Origin of the sequence: Salinibacter sp. 10B, assembly GCF_002954405.1 — a bacterium.
Lineage (GTDB): Bacteria > Bacteroidota > Rhodothermia > Rhodothermales > Salinibacteraceae > Salinibacter.
The window spans coordinates 1747902-1764380 of the sequence record NZ_MQWC01000004.1; the positions used below are offsets into that span (position 1 = coordinate 1747902).

11 protein-coding genes and 1 tRNA gene are annotated in these 16479 nt (G+C 60.9%); 5 read left to right on the top strand and 7 right to left on the bottom strand.

Annotated features, from left to right (window positions below; translation table 11 throughout):
• Positions 1-49: 49 nt before the first annotated feature.
• Together BSZ35_RS07360 and BSZ35_RS07365 are read right to left on the bottom strand one after the other, a co-directional pair.
• Positions 50-1216 (bottom strand): DUF2914 domain-containing protein, encoded by a 1167-nt coding sequence (locus BSZ35_RS07360; protein WP_105011830.1) that lies wholly within the window; start codon positions 1214-1216, stop codon positions 50-52.
• Between the two features lie 92 nt (positions 1217-1308).
• On the bottom strand, positions 1309-1884 hold the full coding sequence (locus BSZ35_RS07365) for a DUF2480 family protein (RefSeq protein ID WP_105011831.1): 576 nt from the start codon (positions 1882-1884) through the stop codon (positions 1309-1311).
• Between the two features lie 132 nt (positions 1885-2016).
• Between BSZ35_RS07365 and BSZ35_RS07370 the strand changes: the two genes are divergently transcribed.
• Entirely contained in the window at positions 2017-2685 is a 669-nt protein-coding gene (locus tag BSZ35_RS07370; RefSeq protein ID WP_105011832.1) for a dienelactone hydrolase family protein, read from the top strand.
• A 36-nt stretch (positions 2686-2721) separates the two neighbouring features.
• Here the strand turns inward: BSZ35_RS07370 and sulP are convergent, their stop codons facing one another.
• Positions 2722-4500, bottom strand: a complete 1779-nt coding sequence (gene sulP, locus BSZ35_RS07375) for a sulfate permease (RefSeq protein WP_105011833.1) — start codon at positions 4498-4500, stop codon at positions 2722-2724.
• A gap of 731 nt (positions 4501-5231) precedes the next feature.
• On the opposite strand from sulP, the gene BSZ35_RS07380 reads away from it, so the two are divergent.
• From BSZ35_RS07380 to BSZ35_RS07390, 3 genes are all read left to right on the top strand, one after another.
• Complete coding sequence (locus tag BSZ35_RS07380) at positions 5232-7145, top strand: SLC13 family permease (protein WP_181149230.1); 1914 nt, start codon at positions 5232-5234, stop codon at positions 7143-7145.
• A gap of 47 nt (positions 7146-7192) precedes the next feature.
• On the top strand, positions 7193-7873 hold the full coding sequence (locus BSZ35_RS07385; RefSeq protein ID WP_105011835.1) for an NUDIX hydrolase: 681 nt from the start codon (positions 7193-7195) through the stop codon (positions 7871-7873).
• Between the two features lie 158 nt (positions 7874-8031).
• The gene (locus tag BSZ35_RS07390) at positions 8032-8571 is read left to right on the top strand and encodes an OmpA family protein (protein ID WP_105011836.1); all 540 of its coding nucleotides are present in this window, start codon (positions 8032-8034) and stop codon (positions 8569-8571) included.
• 41 nt (positions 8572-8612) lie between these two features.
• Here the strand turns inward: BSZ35_RS07390 and BSZ35_RS07395 are convergent.
• From BSZ35_RS07395 to BSZ35_RS07405, 3 genes are all read right to left on the bottom strand, one after another.
• Positions 8613-8686: transfer RNA gene (locus tag BSZ35_RS07395), tRNA-Pro, on the bottom strand.
• A gap of 207 nt (positions 8687-8893) precedes the next feature.
• Positions 8894-10786, bottom strand: coding sequence for a long-chain fatty acid--CoA ligase (locus BSZ35_RS07400; protein WP_105011837.1), 1893 nt, complete (start codon positions 10784-10786; stop codon positions 8894-8896).
• 122 nt (positions 10787-10908) lie between these two features.
• On the bottom strand, positions 10909-12009 hold the full coding sequence (locus BSZ35_RS07405) for a quinone-dependent dihydroorotate dehydrogenase (RefSeq protein WP_105011838.1): 1101 nt from the start codon (positions 12007-12009) through the stop codon (positions 10909-10911).
• Positions 12010-12159: 150 nt separating this feature from the next.
• Between BSZ35_RS07405 and BSZ35_RS07410 the strand changes: the two genes are divergently transcribed.
• Positions 12160-12966, top strand: coding sequence for a PhzF family phenazine biosynthesis protein (locus BSZ35_RS07410; protein ID WP_105013771.1), 807 nt, complete (start codon positions 12160-12162; stop codon positions 12964-12966).
• A 201-nt stretch (positions 12967-13167) separates the two neighbouring features.
• Here BSZ35_RS07410 and BSZ35_RS07415 read toward each other — a convergent pair whose 3' ends face one another.
• Positions 13168-16299, bottom strand: a complete 3132-nt coding sequence (locus tag BSZ35_RS07415; protein ID WP_258096127.1) for a peptidase S9 — start codon at positions 16297-16299, stop codon at positions 13168-13170.
• Positions 16300-16479: the final 180 nt, after the last annotated feature.

Consider the following 16479-nt stretch of genomic DNA (forward strand, 5'->3'; position numbering starts at 1 on the left):
GCGCACCGCGCGATTGTCTTCTCTCCCCTCAGGTCTTCTAGATCACTCATCACCGGTAGCGCCGGGTCGTGTAGTGCAGCCCTTCCGACGTGTCGGCTTCCACCACGTCGAAGCGGATGCGGGCAATCGGGCGACGATCGACCGTTTCGACCGTCACGCGCCACTCGCCGGGGTGCACGTGCCGCTTGAAGGTCACCCCCCGATAGCCGTTGCGCCGCCCCCCTACCACCTCATACCCAATGCGGTCCGTGTCCACCCAGACGTCTCGCTCCTCGTTGTAATACTGCCAGTGATGGTAGACTTTGGTCTGAAGATCTGTCGGCGCAAAGACGGCAGCAAAGCAGTGAACGGTGTCGCCCGGCGCGTATCGGAAGGGATCGTCGTCATTCTTCCACGGCCAGTACCAGGCCGGCTCTTCGTACCGAAGGACAAATGCCCCATTGTCCCGTTCCACGTCATGGTACACCCCGCCCTCCTTCATCGCAAGCGGCACCGGGGGTATCCAGTGATTCACGTAGAAAAGAACGACGAGTCCCAGCAGTCCCAGCACCGTGCCCACGGCCCCGCTGAACGCCCACGAAGTCTCGAATACGTCGTGCGTGTCGAGATATAGGATGAGACTGATGACGAGCCCGGCACTCAGGAAACCGCTGGTAAGAAAAACCCCGAAGCCCATCTTGCCCAATACGGTGGGCAAGAAGAAGGTAAAGTAGCAGAAGACGGCCAGAAAGTAGACGCCGAGAAGCAAGTAGGAACTCAACACCCGACTCCAGAGCAGTTCGTTGGCCACCAACAGAGCCACCAGCACGAGCAAGAAGAGCGACGCCGTGCTAAAGGAGGCACTTCGGGTATAGTAGATCACGTAGGCACTGAAAAGCCCCCCCGCCAAAAACTGAATCATCCCCGGCGCCCATCGGCTCAGCTTCTGCAGAGGCCCGGGCATGGGACGATCATTGCGGTCCAGTGTGGCGATCACCACAAAGCCCCCGAGCAGGACGAGGTAGGCCCCCAGAATGAGGTTATCCAGCACCGCGTCGATGCGCTGGAGCGTGAGAACATCCCAGGTCACGCCGCCCAGAAACAAAGAAGGAGGCACGGCGTGCTCGTGACGATGGAGAAAAAGCCGTGCCCATCGGTAGCGCCGGTTGTGCTCCAACCAGTCCAACAGTGTCCCCAGCCACTCTGTGAGACGAGTGGTCCAAGCCGCCGTGCTCATAAAAGCGGTGCGTGATGCGTAATGAGTGAAGCGTGAAGGGAAACGGCTACGTCGACTTCACGCCCCACGAATCGCGACTCACGAATTCCGGCTCATGATCCCGGCGACGGCAAATCGGGCTTCTTCACCCCCACCGCCTCGGCATCAGGCTTCGTCTCCTCCTTCTGCGGACGGCGCCAGAGAGGGACGGACGAACAGGGCTCGCCGTACATCAGCTTCCGCGCCACCTCCTGCAGCTTCTGCGTGGCCCGCACGTACGCCATTTCCGGCACCACGTCGCTCCCACAGCCCTTAATGACGACCGGCCGATCCTCGTAGACGGACCAATCGACCGTGTCGAGCGCCTGCACGTAGTACTCCCGCCGCAGGTCGTCCGCACGCCCAAACGTCGTCGATGCGGCCACATCTTTCAGCTTTGAGGCAATGAGCATGTAGCCCCAGGTGGGGACGATGGCATCCGTCGAACAGTACAGGGCCACGTGCTCATCGTCATATTGCGACCAGTCGTGCTCCTTCACTCCCTCCCGAAACGATTTTTCCTTCAGCATGAGGCCCTCGACTAGGAAGGTGCTGATGTCGAATTCCGTCACGACTCGGTCGTCCCAGAGATCGGCGAGATTAAAGACCTGAATCTCACTGTCGGCGACGCTATTCTCAATGGGCTCCATGGTCGAGCACAGGATTCTGTAAAAGGAGCTCGGATCGCTATCATGAACCCGTACGGCAAGAGGTGGGTTTCCTACGGGCCTACGCTACGGCCCCGGGAACGCCTCGCCGCCCAGCACAAGTCTCATCCGTCCATGACCGCCGCCCCCACGCCTTCGCTCTCCTCTCTCCAGGTCCCCCGAACTGCACGCATCGCGACTCTTGGCTCGCCGGAAGAGGCATCCGTTTGCTGGATCGTGCTCCACGGATACGGCCAACTGGCAGCGGACTTCATCGAACCGTTTGGGCCCAGTGTTACGGCCCACCGGTGCGTCGTGGCTCCTGAGGCTCTTTCTCGCTTCTACGTCGATGAGATGGATGCCCACGAAGAGGTCGGCGCCTCCTGGATGACTCGAGAAGCCCGTGAGGACGACATTCAGGACTATCTACGCTATCTCGACCGCGTCGTTGAGCACCTGTACGCCGGCTCGACCACGCCCTCCATTCGCGTGCTCGGATTCTCGCAGGGCACCGCCACCGCCAGCCGATGGGCCCTGCTGGGCAACACGACGGTCGATCGCCTCGTGCTCTGGGGAGGCGCCCCGGCCCATGACCTCGACCTGGAAACACACGCCCCCGCCCTGCGCCAATTGGATCTGACGATCGTTCTGGGCACAGAAGATCCGTATGTGACGGACGACCATCGGTCGGCCGTACGGGCTCAACTCGCCCGACACGACATCCCCGTCACTGTCCACACCTACGAGGGGGGACACCACCTGCACCGAGACACTCTTTCCCAAATGCTGAGGGCAGACCACTGACCTTTCGGGGATCCACGCCCTCCCACTCTCACAATATCACGACGCTGCGGGCGTCGCCTCTTTCTTCTCCGGCTCCGTCGTTGCAAAATATCGCTCCACCCGGTTCTCGTCGTCCTGGGCGTCCCATCGCTCCAACACCCCCACCACTGCTTCGTGCGGATCGAGGTGAAAATGATCTTCCCCCAGAAGCCCGTAGAGTCCCGACCGCCGCACCACCTCCCGGACCGGCCCGATGAGGCCGGTGATGTGGAGCTCAATGCCCATCTCCTCCAGCGACTCAACCACCGAGAACAGGGCCCCAATGGCCGTCGTGTCGAGATCGTTGATGCTACTGCCATCTACCACCACGACCTCGACGTTGCGTCCCTCTCGCTCGCTCTTCTCCAGAATGAAGTCCTTGAAATACTCTGCGTTGGCAAACGAGAACGAAGCATCTACCCGCAGCACCATGATGTCTTTCAGGCGCACGGCCTGTTCAAACCGCTCCATGTCGCGGAAGAGGCGAGTGCCAGGCACGTGTCCCAGCTCCGCCACGTTGGGCCGACTAATGCGAAAGAGCACCACGATCACCGACGCCCCGATGCCGAGCAGGATACCTTCCTGCAACCCGATAAAAAGGATGCAGGACGCCGTAAAGAGGGCAATGTAGCCATCCCGACGGCGGGCCCGGAAGAGGTTTCGCAGTTCGTGAAGGTCAATGAGCCCTAGGCCCGCCACAATGATGATCGCCGCGAGGGCAGGCACAGGTAAGTAGTAAAACAGCGGCGTCAGGAAGAGCAGCGTGAGCGCGATGATGATCGCCGCAAAGATGTTGGCCAGGGGGGTTTGGGCGCCCGCCTGGTCGTTCACCGCGGAGCGGGAAAAGCTTCCGGACGTTGGAATGCTTTGAAAGAGACTGCCGAAGAAGTTGCTCGCCCCCACCCCCACCAGTTCGCGATTGGCGTCAATGGTGTATCCGTGCCGCGCCGCAAAGACCCGTCCCAGCGACACGTTCTTCATGAACTGCACCAGTGCAAGAGTGATAGCGACCGGAAGAAGTGCATTGAGGTCCGAAAAGCTCGACGCCCACACCTCCGGACGGGGCAACCCAGTGGGAACAGCCCCAATGATCTCGACCCCGTACTCGTCGAGCTCAAAGAACCAGCTTGCCAGCGTGGACCCGCCCACCACAACCAGCGCTTCGGGCACCAGCGGCATCCAGCGCGGCAACAGGATGAGGGTAAGAATGCACACTCCTCCGATGCCGAGCGTGAGCAGATGTGTGCTCGCCACATTCTGAAGGGCTTCCTGCAGAAGCACGTGCACGTACTGCGATCGGCCCAGCTCCATGCCCAGCAGATTGCCGAGCTGACTCGTACTAATGATGAGGGCCGCGGCGGACGTAAGTCCGGCAATGACAGGTCGTGAAAGCAGATTGGCCACGAAGCCCAACTGCATCATCCCCATCATCATCTGCATGAGGCCCACCATCGCCGTCAGCAGAATCGCAAGGGCCACGTACCGCTCCGTTCCAGCCTGCGCCAGCGCCCCAATGCCCGCGCCCACAATCAGCATGTCGATGGCGACGGGGCCGAGGGCCAGGTGCTTCGAACTTCCAAAGAGGGGATACGTGAGAAGCGGGACGAGGCCGGCGTAGAGCCCGTAAATGGGCGGCATGCCTGCAATTACGGCGTAGGCCATGCCTTGTGGAATCAGCATAACCCCCACCGTGAGGCCCGCCATTGCATCGGCTCGGAGGGTATCGGTCGTGTAGTCCGACAACCACTCCGTGATGTAGAGTGCGTTTTCCAGGGTTGCCCACACTCGTTGCCACATGGCATTCGGCCCGTCGAGCGAGCCCGATTCGCAAAAGAATCTCGCAGTGCCCCCAGCACCAATTTGGGTCCGAAGGCGCGTTTCGATTATGCGAGGAGAAGTGCAAATTGTTGAGGACCGGAAAACCGGCGGGACCGTCGTTGATCCCGTTTTCGTGTGAAGTGGGTGCAAGAAATCTACACTTTGAGTCGACTATCACACTTCATTTTGGCCTTACGCGATCTCAAAATCCCCAAAGTACGGCACGTCATGTCGAGCACGGGGATCTCGACTTTCCATCGTCGAGAAATATCCCCAAGAGAGTTGCTGGCCTCTGAACGGCTCCTCACCCCCCGGTGCAATCTGCACCCCCCTCTCGTATCGTCGGCGCCGTCAAGGAAGACACCAGAAGTGCCGTTGGAGTGTGCCTTTGCGAAATAACCGCAGGAGCGACACACCCCAGCACTGAATTTACCGTCTTCTGCAAAGGTCAATATTCTCTGTGTAGCGTCGTTGGACTCCAACGACGCTACACAAGGGCATCCATCACGTCCGGTGGACAATCTCGCAATCCTATAGTCCAACGGCGCTACGGACGCCTGCTTCCTACCGGAATAGAGCTCCCGGAGTTGGTATTTGGGCCGTGAGAAACGCCGGCGATGATGCCTGACATGCCTGCTTGGATCCGTCCGTGCATTTTGGCGGTATCCTGTGATGAGGCATTGTGTTACACCAAATCGGATTGCGGTTTCATGAGCTTCGACCTTCTTCTCACGCTGGGGGTACTGGGGGCTATTTTCGTCGCGCTCCTGTTCGACGTTCTCAGTGCCGACGTGGTGCTCCTCAGTGGATTGATGGTGGTCATCCTCGGGGGCGTCGTGGACCTAGAGCGAGCCCTGCAGGGATTTGGCAACTCTACCCTCCTCGCTCTTGGCTCCCTCTACGTAGTAGCAGCGGGCCTCCGAGAAACGGGCGCCCTCGACCGGGCGAGCAATTACGTGCTGGGAGAACAGACAAACATCCGCCGTCTCCTGCTTCGGATGTGCCCCTCCGTCACGGTGTACTCCGCCTTTCTCAACAACACACCCGTGGTCGCAATGGGCATCCCCGCCATCCGGGGCTGGTGCCGCCGCCACGGCGTCTCTCCCTCGAAACTGCTCATGCCACTGTCCTTCGCTGCCATTCTCGGCGGAATCTGCACCCTGATCGGCACCTCCACCAACCTGGTGGTCCACGGCCTTCTGCAGTCGCACGGCATGAAGGGATTCAGCTTCTTCGAGCTGGCGTGGGTCGGGGTGCCCTGTGCTGTCATTGGCCTGCTCTACGTCATTTTCGTCGCGCCGATGCTAACGCCCGAGCGTGCCGACATTCGGGACGAGGAGGAGGACGAGCGAGCAGATCTGATCGAAGTGGAGCTGGCGGCGGACTCGCCACTGGTGGGCGAAACGGTACAGGATGCAAACTTCACGCTCCTGCCCGGCCTCACCCTGGTACGGATTGAGCGAGGGGCCGAAACGATTGCTCCGGTCCAAACCAGCGAATCCTTGCATGCGGGCGACCGCCTCTTGTTTACGACGACCCAGATCGATGAGGAAAAACACAGCTCGTCCATTGAGCCTTCCCCCCTTGAGACAAACAACAACGGAGGCCCCCGCGGTTTGGACAAACACGAGCGTCTCCAGGCGTCTCCTCGACGCGACCTGGACCTCAGCGCGTTTCCGGGCCTGCGTCTTGCGTACACGGACGTCGAGCAGACGCGTGACCGGGAACTGCATCAGGTAGTGGTGCGAGAAGGGTCGTCGCTCATCGGAGAAAACATTGGCGAGATTCCGTTTCGTGAACGCTTCGGGGCTGCGCTCACAGGCCTCCGCCGCGACGGCCGGCGCCTCGATCCTCCCTTTACCGACGTGAACATCCATCCAGGTGACGTGCTCCTGTTGGATACCCGGCAGGGCTTTCGCGAAGTGCACGAGGAAACGGAGGAGTTTTTCGTGACGAGCGAGGCCGGAGGCGAGGCCGATAAGACGGAAGAGGAAGCGCGCCAACAGCGCGAGGCGATGCGACAACACGGAGGGGGATGGGAGCTCCGGCTTGCCGTGGCTGTGATCATCAGCATCGTTGGTCTTGTGGGCTCCGGCCTCCTACACGTGGCCGTCGCCGGCCCCCTGGGCGCATTTGTCATTATTGCCGCCGGTATCCTCTCTCCCGGCCAGGCCCGCGAGGCCGTGGACTGGAATGTCCTCATTGTGATTGGGGCGGCCCTGGGGCTCGGACAGGCAATGGAAGTGAGCGGCGCCGCCCGGATGATTGGACGAGGCATCGTAAACATCACGAAAACGTTCGGCCCGTACGGCCTCCTGTCCGGGGTCGTCCTGGCCACCGCCCTTCTCACAAATATTGTCACGAACAATGGCGCGGTGGCCCTCATGTTTCCGATCGCCCTCTCCGTTGCGGAGAGCCAACAGATGGCCCCGCGTGCCTTGATGGTAAGCATCACACTGGCGGCCTCAATGGCCTTCATCACCCCCATTGGCTACCAGACCAACCTCATGGTCTATGGACCCGGCAACTACCGCTTTCTCGACTTTGCGAGGGTCGGGGGCCTGCTTCAGGTCGTGCTGTGGATCGTGATTCTCGTCGTCGCTCCGCTGGTCTGGCCGCTGTAGCCACCCCATGCTTCTGCGCGAGCACAGTCATTCCGGTTTCTGCACCCATGCTGCTGTTCTATCCTGTCCCCCCTGCCCTCAACCTCGACACCGTCTGGACGCAGGGCCTTCGCAATGCCAACGACGCCCCTGTTCATCTGCACGTGTCGCTCGACGCCGCACAGCAGGAAACCGACGGACCGATTCTGGTCGTTGACGCTACGGCTCTTCCCTCCGTGCCTTCTGATCCGATCACGAGGGACGGTCTCGTCCAGGTGTCTCACGTGCCATCGGCTGCGGTTCAAAACCTCGATCCGTATCGGCCGCCCCATCCCGTGGCGGCGGGCGGGGGATATGTCACCCGCTCGCTGCCTGAGGACATTGCCGTGCTCTTGATTCATCGGCGTGGCGTGTGGGACCTGCCTAAGGGCCACCAGGACCCAGGCGAAGACCTCGAAACCTGTGCCCTGCGCGAGGTGAAAGAAGAGGTTGGCATCAAAACGCTGCACCTGCGCCGCCCTCTTGGCACCACGCAGCACGGATACCCGGACGGGGACATGTACGCCGTAAAGACCACGTATTGGTATCTTATGCAAACGCCGGAGCGCTCGTTTTCCCCGGAGCAGAATGAAGGCATTCGGCGTGTAGCCTGGGCACGATGGTCCGTGGCGTCTCAACACATCGGATACGAGACGCTGCGCCGACACATGGCACACGTCGAATCTGCTGTGCGAACAGCGCTCGGCTGAGAGCTCCTCTCCAGCAGAGACGTAACGATTTATGTGCTCGCGCTACGCCAACGGCACTGGAGGTTTGCAATCCCCTGCGCCAATGATGAATATCGGGACACACGTGTTTATCTTTTCCTCACACCCTGCCGTTCCCTATCCAAGCGTTCCGTTCCTCTATGCGACTCTCTCTCTCATCTCTTCTCGTCTTCTTTGCCCTGCTCGGCTGTCAGAGCAGTCCCCAGGAAAGCCGTCGGGGGTCGGTCGACTCGCTGCAGGCCGTGAACCAGAATCTGGAACGCCAGGTGCGCCTGCTCCGGGATTCCCTCCGCTCACTGAACCCCCCGGAGACCACGCTCTCCCCTCCGGTGTACTTTCCCTCGGGCAGCGCGTGGCTCTTCAACGAGGCCAAGAAGCGACTCGACCAGCACGCCCAGACCCTAGAAGAGCAGTACTCGAACGCCGACTTCCGCATTAAAGGGTACACCGACAACGTGCCCATTGGGCCAAGCCTGCAGGATACCTACCCGAGCAACTGGTACCTGTCGGCTCAGCGAGCAGCCGCGGTTGCCCACTATCTGGACGAGGAGCACGGCATTCGGACCGAGTCGCTTGAGATTGAGGCCTTTGGCCCCAAGGCGCCCGTCGCGCCCAACGAGACCCCACAGGGCCGTCGCCAAAATCGCCGTGTCGAAATCGTGGTGGAGAACAGGCCCTAAAGAAAAATGGCTCCCGCCATGCGGCGAGAGCCATTAGTCAGTCGGGGCAGCCGGATTTGAACCGGCGACCTCTTCGTCCCGAACGAAGCGCGCTACCGGGCTGCGCCATGCCCCGAGGATTCGTAATTGCGTGTATTATAGCCGTCCCCTTCGATCGAGATCCGATCCCCCCGCCTGCTTCCGAACCGGTCTGCGGGGAGTTCAACGTGAATCCACACGGACGAATCCCGTTGGGGACTATCGAATGGCGAACCTGGGATGCTGAACGTGCCGCCAACAACGGCTGCTCGCGTTCATTCGCCACTCGTCATTGCCCAAATTCTCATCGCCGAAATTCCTCGTACATCGCGTCAATGCGATCGGCGTAGCGCTCGGTAATCACGTTGCGGCGAAGCTTGAGGGTCGGCGTGAGCGTTCCGTCCTCTACCGTAAACGGCTCCGGCAAGAGGCGGAAGTTCCGAATCTTCTCGTGCGCCGCCGCTTCGTGGTTGAAGGCAGTGAAGATTTGATCCATGGCCTCCTGTACGTCCTCGTGCTCAATTAGCTCTTCGTCGCTGTAGGCAGACTCGTCGATGCCGTGGTCCCGGGCGCGCATCCGAAGGGAATCGAAGTCCGGAACCACGAGGGCCGACAAAAAGGGACGATCCTCTCCGATGACGATGATCTGATCGATCCAGGTCTTCGTCTTGAAGGTCTCCTCGATCGGACCGGGATAGATATTCTTTCCTCCTCGGGAGACAATCATGTGCTTGAGGCGGTCGGTGATCTTGAGGTATCCGTCCTCAAAACGTCCGACGTCTCCACTGTGGTACCAGCCGTCAGGATCAAACGCCGCTCTCGTTTCCTCGGGACGCTCCCAGTAGCCCTCCATCACATTCGGTCCCTTCACGAGAATCTCGCCCTCTTCGGTCGTGGGACGGGTAGGATAGTCGTTGCCATTCACCTCCGCGATGCGCGTCTCATCGTCCAGCGACTGAATCGCGACCGACACGCCCGGCAAAACGTGCCCCACCGTGCCGTACCGGGGGGCGTCAAGCGGATTGACGGAGAGAACGGGGGCCGTCTCCGTGAGCCCATAGCCCTCTATGATCGTCACCCCCGCCGCCTGGAAGAACGTGCCGATCTCTTCGGGCAGCGCCGCGCCCCCCGAGACGGCAAAGCGAAGGTTGCCGCCGAGCTTTTCGTGAAGCGTCGAGAAGACGAGCCGATGCGCCACCGCCTTCTGGGCCTTCAGCAGCGGCCCGGCCCCATCCCCCTGTTCGGCCTCAGCGTATTCCTCACCGGTACGCACGGCCCACTCGAAGAGCTTCTGCTTCACAGCTCCCCCTTCACCTACCTTCTTCGTGACCCGGTTGTAGACCTTCTCGAACATCCGAGGCACAGAGATCATGACAGTGGGCTGCACCTCCTTCAGATTCTGACTCACCGCCTCTACACTTTCCGCATAGCTGATCGTGGCGCCGGCAGCGAGGACGGCGATGTGCCCCGCGGTCCGCTCAAAAGCATGGGCAAGAGGTAGGAAGGAGAGGTGATGATCGTCCTCGCCGAACGGCACGCGCTGGAGCGCCGCCTTTACGTTTGAGCAGAAGTTTCGGTTTGTGAGTACCACCCCTTTCGGCTCGCCCGTGGTCCCGCTGGTGTAAATGATGGCACTCGGGTCGTCGGGGGTCACCTCATCGGCCAGTGTGCCGAGGCGTCCTTCATGGGCGTCCCAGTACTCCCGGCCCGTGGCCAGTGCCTCGTCCCAGTGCTTCATGTACGATGGCGGATCATCCGGCAATTCGCTCATCACGATCACCGTGTCGAGCTGCGGACACTCATCGAAAATCTCCTCGATCTTTTTGCGCTGCACCGGTACCGACACGATGCAGGCAGTAGCGCCCGAGTCGCGGAGAATGTATGCCACCTTGGACGGAGGCAGGGAGGTGTAAATCGAAACGTTGACGCCCCCAATCAGCTGCGCCCCGAAGTCCGTGATGGCCCACTCTGGACGATTCTCTGAGAGAAGCGCCACCCGGTCGCCTTTCCGCACGCCGCTTTTGTGGAGGGCTCCCGCAAGGGCCTCCGCTCGGGCCTCAACCTCGTCCCACGTGAGATCGTGCCACCCTTCCCCTCGCTCTTTGTACCGCAACATTGGGCGGTCTTGCCCTTCGTAGTGCGTACAAAGGCGACGAAAGAGCTGCGGAATGGTGTCGAATTCGACCTGCGCGGGCATAGGACAACAACAAATCGGGACAACAAAATCGGGGTGCGCATTCGGCTACGCGGATCTACAGACGAGCCCGAGCGCTGTTTCTCTCTCCCACCACTCCCGCGGCTTCCCCCAATGCAGACGGTCTACGTCTTCTCCCCAACCGCATCCTCAATGGAAACGTGCCCGTCTTCTCGCAATCGCTTGACGAGCCCTTCCTTGATGCGCTTCACGAGCCCCGGCCCCTCATATACAAGCGCCGTGTAGAGCTGTACCAGAGACGCCCCCGCCTGAATCTTTTCGTACGCAGAGGCGGCGTCCCGTACGCCTCCCACTCCAATGATTGGGACCTCCCCGTCCGTCGCCCGATAGAGATAGCGAACCAGACAGGTGGCCCGGTCGGCGAGTGGCGCCCCACTGATACCGCCGTCGCCGAGAGCGTCGAGGGTCGACTGCGGCGTGTCCAACCCCTTGCGGTCCGACGCTGTATTGGAGACAACAAAACCGTGTACCCCGTAGGCCTGAGCCACCGATATGATGTCCTCCGTCCAGGTATCGAAAATGACTCGCTCACTCACCGGAGGGCTGAGCTTCACGAGCACGGGGATTTCCAACCCCGGCGCCTTCTGCTCGGAAAAAATGGTGGAGAGCAACTCATCGAGCGCATGCGGCTCCTCAAAGGTCTTCCCGTCGCTCGTATTGGGACAGGAGACGTTGAGGACCACATAGCTGGCGTGCGGGGCCAGCAGGCGAAAGCTCTCCCGAAAATCTTCGAGCGCCGCCTCGCCCATCACCCCTGGATCGTGCGTCTTCACGAGGTTAATGCCCAGCGGACGCGTCCGGTCGTTGCCCCCTGCCTCCAGCCGCTCGGCCATCGACGCCGCCCCCTCATTGTTGAGCCCCATTCGATTCAGAAGCGCACGGTCGTCCGGCAGACGAAAGGCGCGGGGCTTCGGGTTGCCGCTGGCCGCCATGGCACTCACAGATCCCACCTCGACAAAACCAAACCCCACGGCCTCCCAGAACGGCACGAGCTTCGCGTTTTTGTCCACCCCCGCCGCAAGGCCCACGGGATTCGGAAAGACCGTGCCCCAAAGGCGCTGCTTCAACCGCTCGTCTTCGTAATGGTATTGCGGCTCTATGAACGACGGCGCCACATTCTGCACGAGCGTAGCCGCTCGAAGGCTGATGTCGTGCGCCCGCTCGGCGTCCATTCGAAAAAGGAGGGGACGGAGGAACCGGTACATTCGCGTCTGGAGGCTCGACCTGGAAAAAAGGGACCGCAGATGAAAGGGCACACAATCCCATGTCCGCATTGTCTCTCTCTTGGACCCGGACCGAGGGCATTTCGTTTCCCCCTGCCGTTGTTGCACCGCTCCAAAGATGCTCAGCCCCCCGTGTCCGTTTCCTTCTATCAGGTTGACGCCTTTACGAACACCCCGTTCGCCGGCAATCCTGCAGCCGTCTGCCTGCTCCCTGCGCCCCAGGACGACGACTGGCTCCAGAAGGTGGCCGCAGAAATGAATCTCTCCGAAACCGCCTTTCTGCATCCGCGCCCCGACGGCTCCTACCAGCTCCGCTGGTTTACCCCAACCCACGAGGTCGCGCTCTGCGGGCACGCGACTCTCGCCAGTGCACACGTGTTATGGACGGAAGGCCTCCTTGCCCCAGAGGCGTCAGCCCAATTCAAGACCGAGAGTGGTCCCCTCGTCGCACGACGCGACGGATCCTGGATCACCATGGACTTTCCCACCGATTCGGTCACGTCAATCGAGCTGCCCGCCTCACTGCTTGAGGGACTGGGCCTCTCCGCCCCGACATTCATGGGAGACACCGGCCGGGACTACCTTGTGCACTGTGACTCCGCCGCCTCGGTCCGCCAACTTTCTCCCGACATGGCTCCCCTATCCGAGATCGACAGGCGAGGCGTCGTCGTCACGGCTCCCGCCGCAACGGAGGAGGCCGACTTTGTATCGCGATTTTTCGCCCCGGGCGTGGGCGTCCCTGAAGATCCCGTGACGGGCTCCACCCACTGTGCACTGGGCCCGTACTGGGCAACGCAAACCGGGCGCACCACTCTCGTCGGACATCAGATCTCTGCACGGGGCGGCACTGTGCGCGTCGACCTCGATGCGCCCGACGCCGACCGAGTCACGCTCTCCGGACAGGCCACCACGGTGCTGCGCGGCCGCCTGGATCCTTAAGCTGTGTTCATTTCATACGCGGTGCGTCCGGCAGGACGCACCGACTGCGAACCCGTTCCTCCCCGGCGGGGGGGCAGGCGTATACGCTCCGATGTGCGTTCGGTCTACGAACCCATCGGCATCGGATGTGAAGATGGACGAAAATGAAAACAGGGGCTTACTTCCCGATCGCAGGGCCTCCTTCTCATCCGGTCTCGCCACTCACCATCCCGGTCGCAGAATGAGCCCAAAGTCCCAGGGCTGGGAGCGTTGGAACGTGCGAGCGTAGAACATCTCAAAGACAACCGCCCCCAGCAAATTGACGCGGGCCGACACCCCGGCACTCGTCACCGGCCGTGCCCGCCTCAGCTCGTTGACTCCGCCGTCCGTCCCCTGCGGCGTCACCTCGGACACACTGGTGCGAAGCGCAAGGTCTTCGATGCTCTCGTCGGTCCAGGCAATCCCAGCATCCGCAAAGAGGACCAGATCGGTCGGGATATACTCAAACGTCGACAGCCCGAGCACCTCCGGCCCCAGCAGGGGCACTCGCACCTCTGCGCTTCCCAGTGCCACCCGCGTCCCGTAGAGCCGTTCGAGGCCACAGTTGGTTCGGTTGATCTGGCACGACCGTTGGCTGAAGATCGAATTGAAACTGTATCCCCGCACAAAAGCGAGTTGGTACGGATCCCCCAGCGTCTCCCGAACGAAGAGATCGCCGAACCCGCCCGTGAATCCATTCTGGGTTGCCCCGTAGTTCCCCTGATGCAGTCCCCGAATGGCAAATGTGAACGGCTTCTGATAATAGTACCGCCGGTAATCGGCAAGAAAAGAGACGAAGTTTCGAGACCCGAACTGAGGCGTGACCTGGAATCGGTAGCGCCCTCCCTGCAGAGGCGAGGTCAACCCCGAGCTCGAAAAGTCCCCTACGTACGCCAGTCCAACCTGACTAAGATAAAAGGGATCGGGAAGATCGCCCCCTGTCCCCTGGATGGCAGACGGTGATATTTCTTGCCCGAACTGGTTGCGTACGGTGAGCCCAAACCCATACCGAGTTCCCCCCACACTGAGCTCAAACCGGTTGCGCTTTGAGAGCGGATAGCTCGCCTGCGTAATCACCTGTGATCGATAAATCCGCTGGACGAGCTGGACGAGCTGAACGGTGTTTCCACGGCCTTCGACGAAGCCGAGCTGTCCGTAGGCCGAGGGAATGTGCGACACTCCAACCCCGTAATTCAACCGACTATCCTGATTGGAGTAGAACGCTCCCCCCCCAATGTCCTTGACCGTACCGTTCGCCTGAACCACAACGTTCAGGTTCTGATCGCCCAGAATGTCGCTGAAGTAAAATCCGACGCCCCCCTGCACCTGCGTTCCAAAGGGACCGCCCACGGATGTCCCAATCGTCGGCGGGGCAATGCGGTCGAGGTAGAGCCGATCACTGGCCTGCGACACCTCGACCGATCCTAGCTCCGGCAATCCCGTCAGGGGATCGTCGAGATAATTGCCCACAATGCCCGTTTCGGTGGTCTGCACGGGCGGAAGAAGCCCCGCCACCTCCGCCTGCTCGAAAGAACTCGGCGGGACCACCCGTTCGCCCTTCGTCTTCTCCGACGGCAGGGCGACAATGGAATACCCGCTGTTGGAGAAGACAGAAAACATCATTCGCCCGCTCTGGCGCGCCACGGACATTGCCGGCGAGGTCGCGGTGATGCCACTGATGCCCGTCTTCACTTCCGTCACCCGGTAGAGCGCCTGATCGTCGAGACTGTACCGGTAGATGTCCTTGAATCCGTCGTGGTCGGAAATAAAATAGAGGCTCTGCCCATCCGGGCTGAACTGCGGATTGTGCTGCATGCCCCGATTGAAGGGACGGACCGTGCGGATTTCCTTTGACTGAACGTCGATCAGGCCAAGGCGGTAGTCGCCGTACTCCAGCGTACCGAAATTCGTGCCCTCGGGCCCCCGATCCGTTGTGAATGCAAGCGTCTCCCCGTCGGGCGACCAGGTGGGCTGCAGCTCCGCATACCGGTCGTTGGTGAGCTGGCGGACTTGCTTCTTTTCCAGGTCGTACAGGTAGAGATCACTCACTCCGCCCTCCAGTCCCGAAAAGGCAATGTATCGTCCGCTGGGCGACCATGCGAGATTCTGGATCGCCCCAACGCCCTCCACGGCCGTTCGCATCTGAATCTCGCCCGACTGGACGTTGAAGGTGTTGATCTCGTTGGTCCCCTCCGCAAACGTGACAAACGCAAAGCGCTGCCCATCCGGCGACCACGACCCGGCCGAATCGATAAACCGCAGCGCATCGAAGTGAGGATTAGAGCGCGTGCCTTCCAGCTCCTGCACGATTTTTCCAGTCTCCGTATCGGCCACGAAGAGGTTGGTGTTGAAGATGTTGCGGCGTGAAATGAAGGCCACGTAGCGCCCATCTGGGCTCACCGCCGGGGAAATGTTGAGTTCATTATCCGCCCCCGGCGTACCAATCACCGCCCTGCCCACCGAGTCCACCGGCGTACGTCCCCTCATCTTCGGCAGATAGGTATCGCGAACGGACTGCTTCCATTCCGCCGACAGCGAATCGGTTGTGATACCCAGCGAATAGACGAAGGCAGAGTCCACCCCCACTCGCCCGCTCAGCTTGTAAAGGTCTGTGACCGCCGCGTCGCCGTACTTGCCACCGACGTAGGCCATGTACGCCTGCCCGTACCGGTACGGAAAGTAGTCGCGCATATTGCGCGTCATCTGCCGAATGGTGGGGAGATCCTCCCGCAATACCGCGTCGCGCAACCACATTGACGTGTGCGGGTCCCGGCTCCCAATCGAGAGATACTCGGCCATGCCCTCGACCATCCACAACGGCAGATTGCGGAGGGAGAAGTTGCGCGTGTCCTTGCGGAGCGCAATGTCGTACTGAAAGGAGTGCACGAGTTCGTGCCCCAATACGTGATCGGTCTCCTTGTAGCTTCCGGTGAGGGGCATAATCACCCGTTCTTTGATGCTCTCCGTGACCCCGCCGGTTCCCTGCCCCAGCTGTCCACGAACGGCATTCGTTTGCTGAAAGTCTGCACTATTGGCGTAAAAAATCAGCGGCTTGCGCTTCCGAAACTCCCGCAAGAAGGTACGGGAGTGGCGCTGATACCACCGCTCGGCCATGCGACCGGCATCCATCACGGCCTGCCGCTCCTCCGGATAGAAGTAGATGTCGAAGTTTTCCGTGTTAAATGTCTTAAACTCAAAATTATCGTACTGCACCTTGTTCTGCCCGAAGTACTGAGCCGAGGCAGGAGACACGGCCCCGAATGCCGTGAGCACGGCGAGAGCAAGAACGGCGGCACGGATCGTGAGACGTCGCATGGCGCTGAGGGATTCGGGGGAGCTTAACGAAAAATACACGTCACAATGAGAAGTACGTACTAGTTGGGGCTGCGAAAAGTTCGTCTGAGGCGCCCCTCGGAGAAATCGCCCCCGGACGCTATTCGGCATTGCCCTTGCCCGTCCCGTAGAGGACCTGCATACGAGCACATCCGGCCCCCT

Excerpts from the sequence above, each read along its gene's own strand:
- BSZ35_RS07360 (WP_105011830.1), bottom strand. The coding sequence starts at position 1,216 with ATGAGCACGGCGGCTTGGACCACTCGTCTCACAGAGTGGCTGGGGACA.
- BSZ35_RS07365 (WP_105011831.1), bottom strand. The coding sequence starts at position 1,884 with ATGGAGCCCATTGAGAATAGCGTCGCCGACAGTGAGATTCAGGTCTTT.
- BSZ35_RS07370 (WP_105011832.1), top strand. The coding sequence starts at position 2,017 with ATGACCGCCGCCCCCACGCCTTCGCTCTCCTCTCTCCAGGTCCCCCGA.
- sulP (WP_105011833.1), bottom strand. The coding sequence starts at position 4,500 with ATGTGGCAACGAGTGTGGGCAACCCTGGAAAACGCACTCTACATCACG.
- BSZ35_RS07380 (WP_181149230.1), top strand. The coding sequence starts at position 5,232 with ATGAGCTTCGACCTTCTTCTCACGCTGGGGGTACTGGGGGCTATTTTC.
- BSZ35_RS07385 (WP_105011835.1), top strand. The coding sequence starts at position 7,193 with ATGCTGCTGTTCTATCCTGTCCCCCCTGCCCTCAACCTCGACACCGTC.
- BSZ35_RS07390 (WP_105011836.1), top strand. The coding sequence starts at position 8,032 with ATGCGACTCTCTCTCTCATCTCTTCTCGTCTTCTTTGCCCTGCTCGGC.
- BSZ35_RS07400 (WP_105011837.1), bottom strand. The coding sequence starts at position 10,786 with ATGCCCGCGCAGGTCGAATTCGACACCATTCCGCAGCTCTTTCGTCGC.
- BSZ35_RS07405 (WP_105011838.1), bottom strand. The coding sequence starts at position 12,009 with ATGTACCGGTTCCTCCGTCCCCTCCTTTTTCGAATGGACGCCGAGCGG.
- BSZ35_RS07415 (WP_258096127.1), bottom strand. The coding sequence starts at position 16,299 with ATGCGACGTCTCACGATCCGTGCCGCCGTTCTTGCTCTCGCCGTGCTC.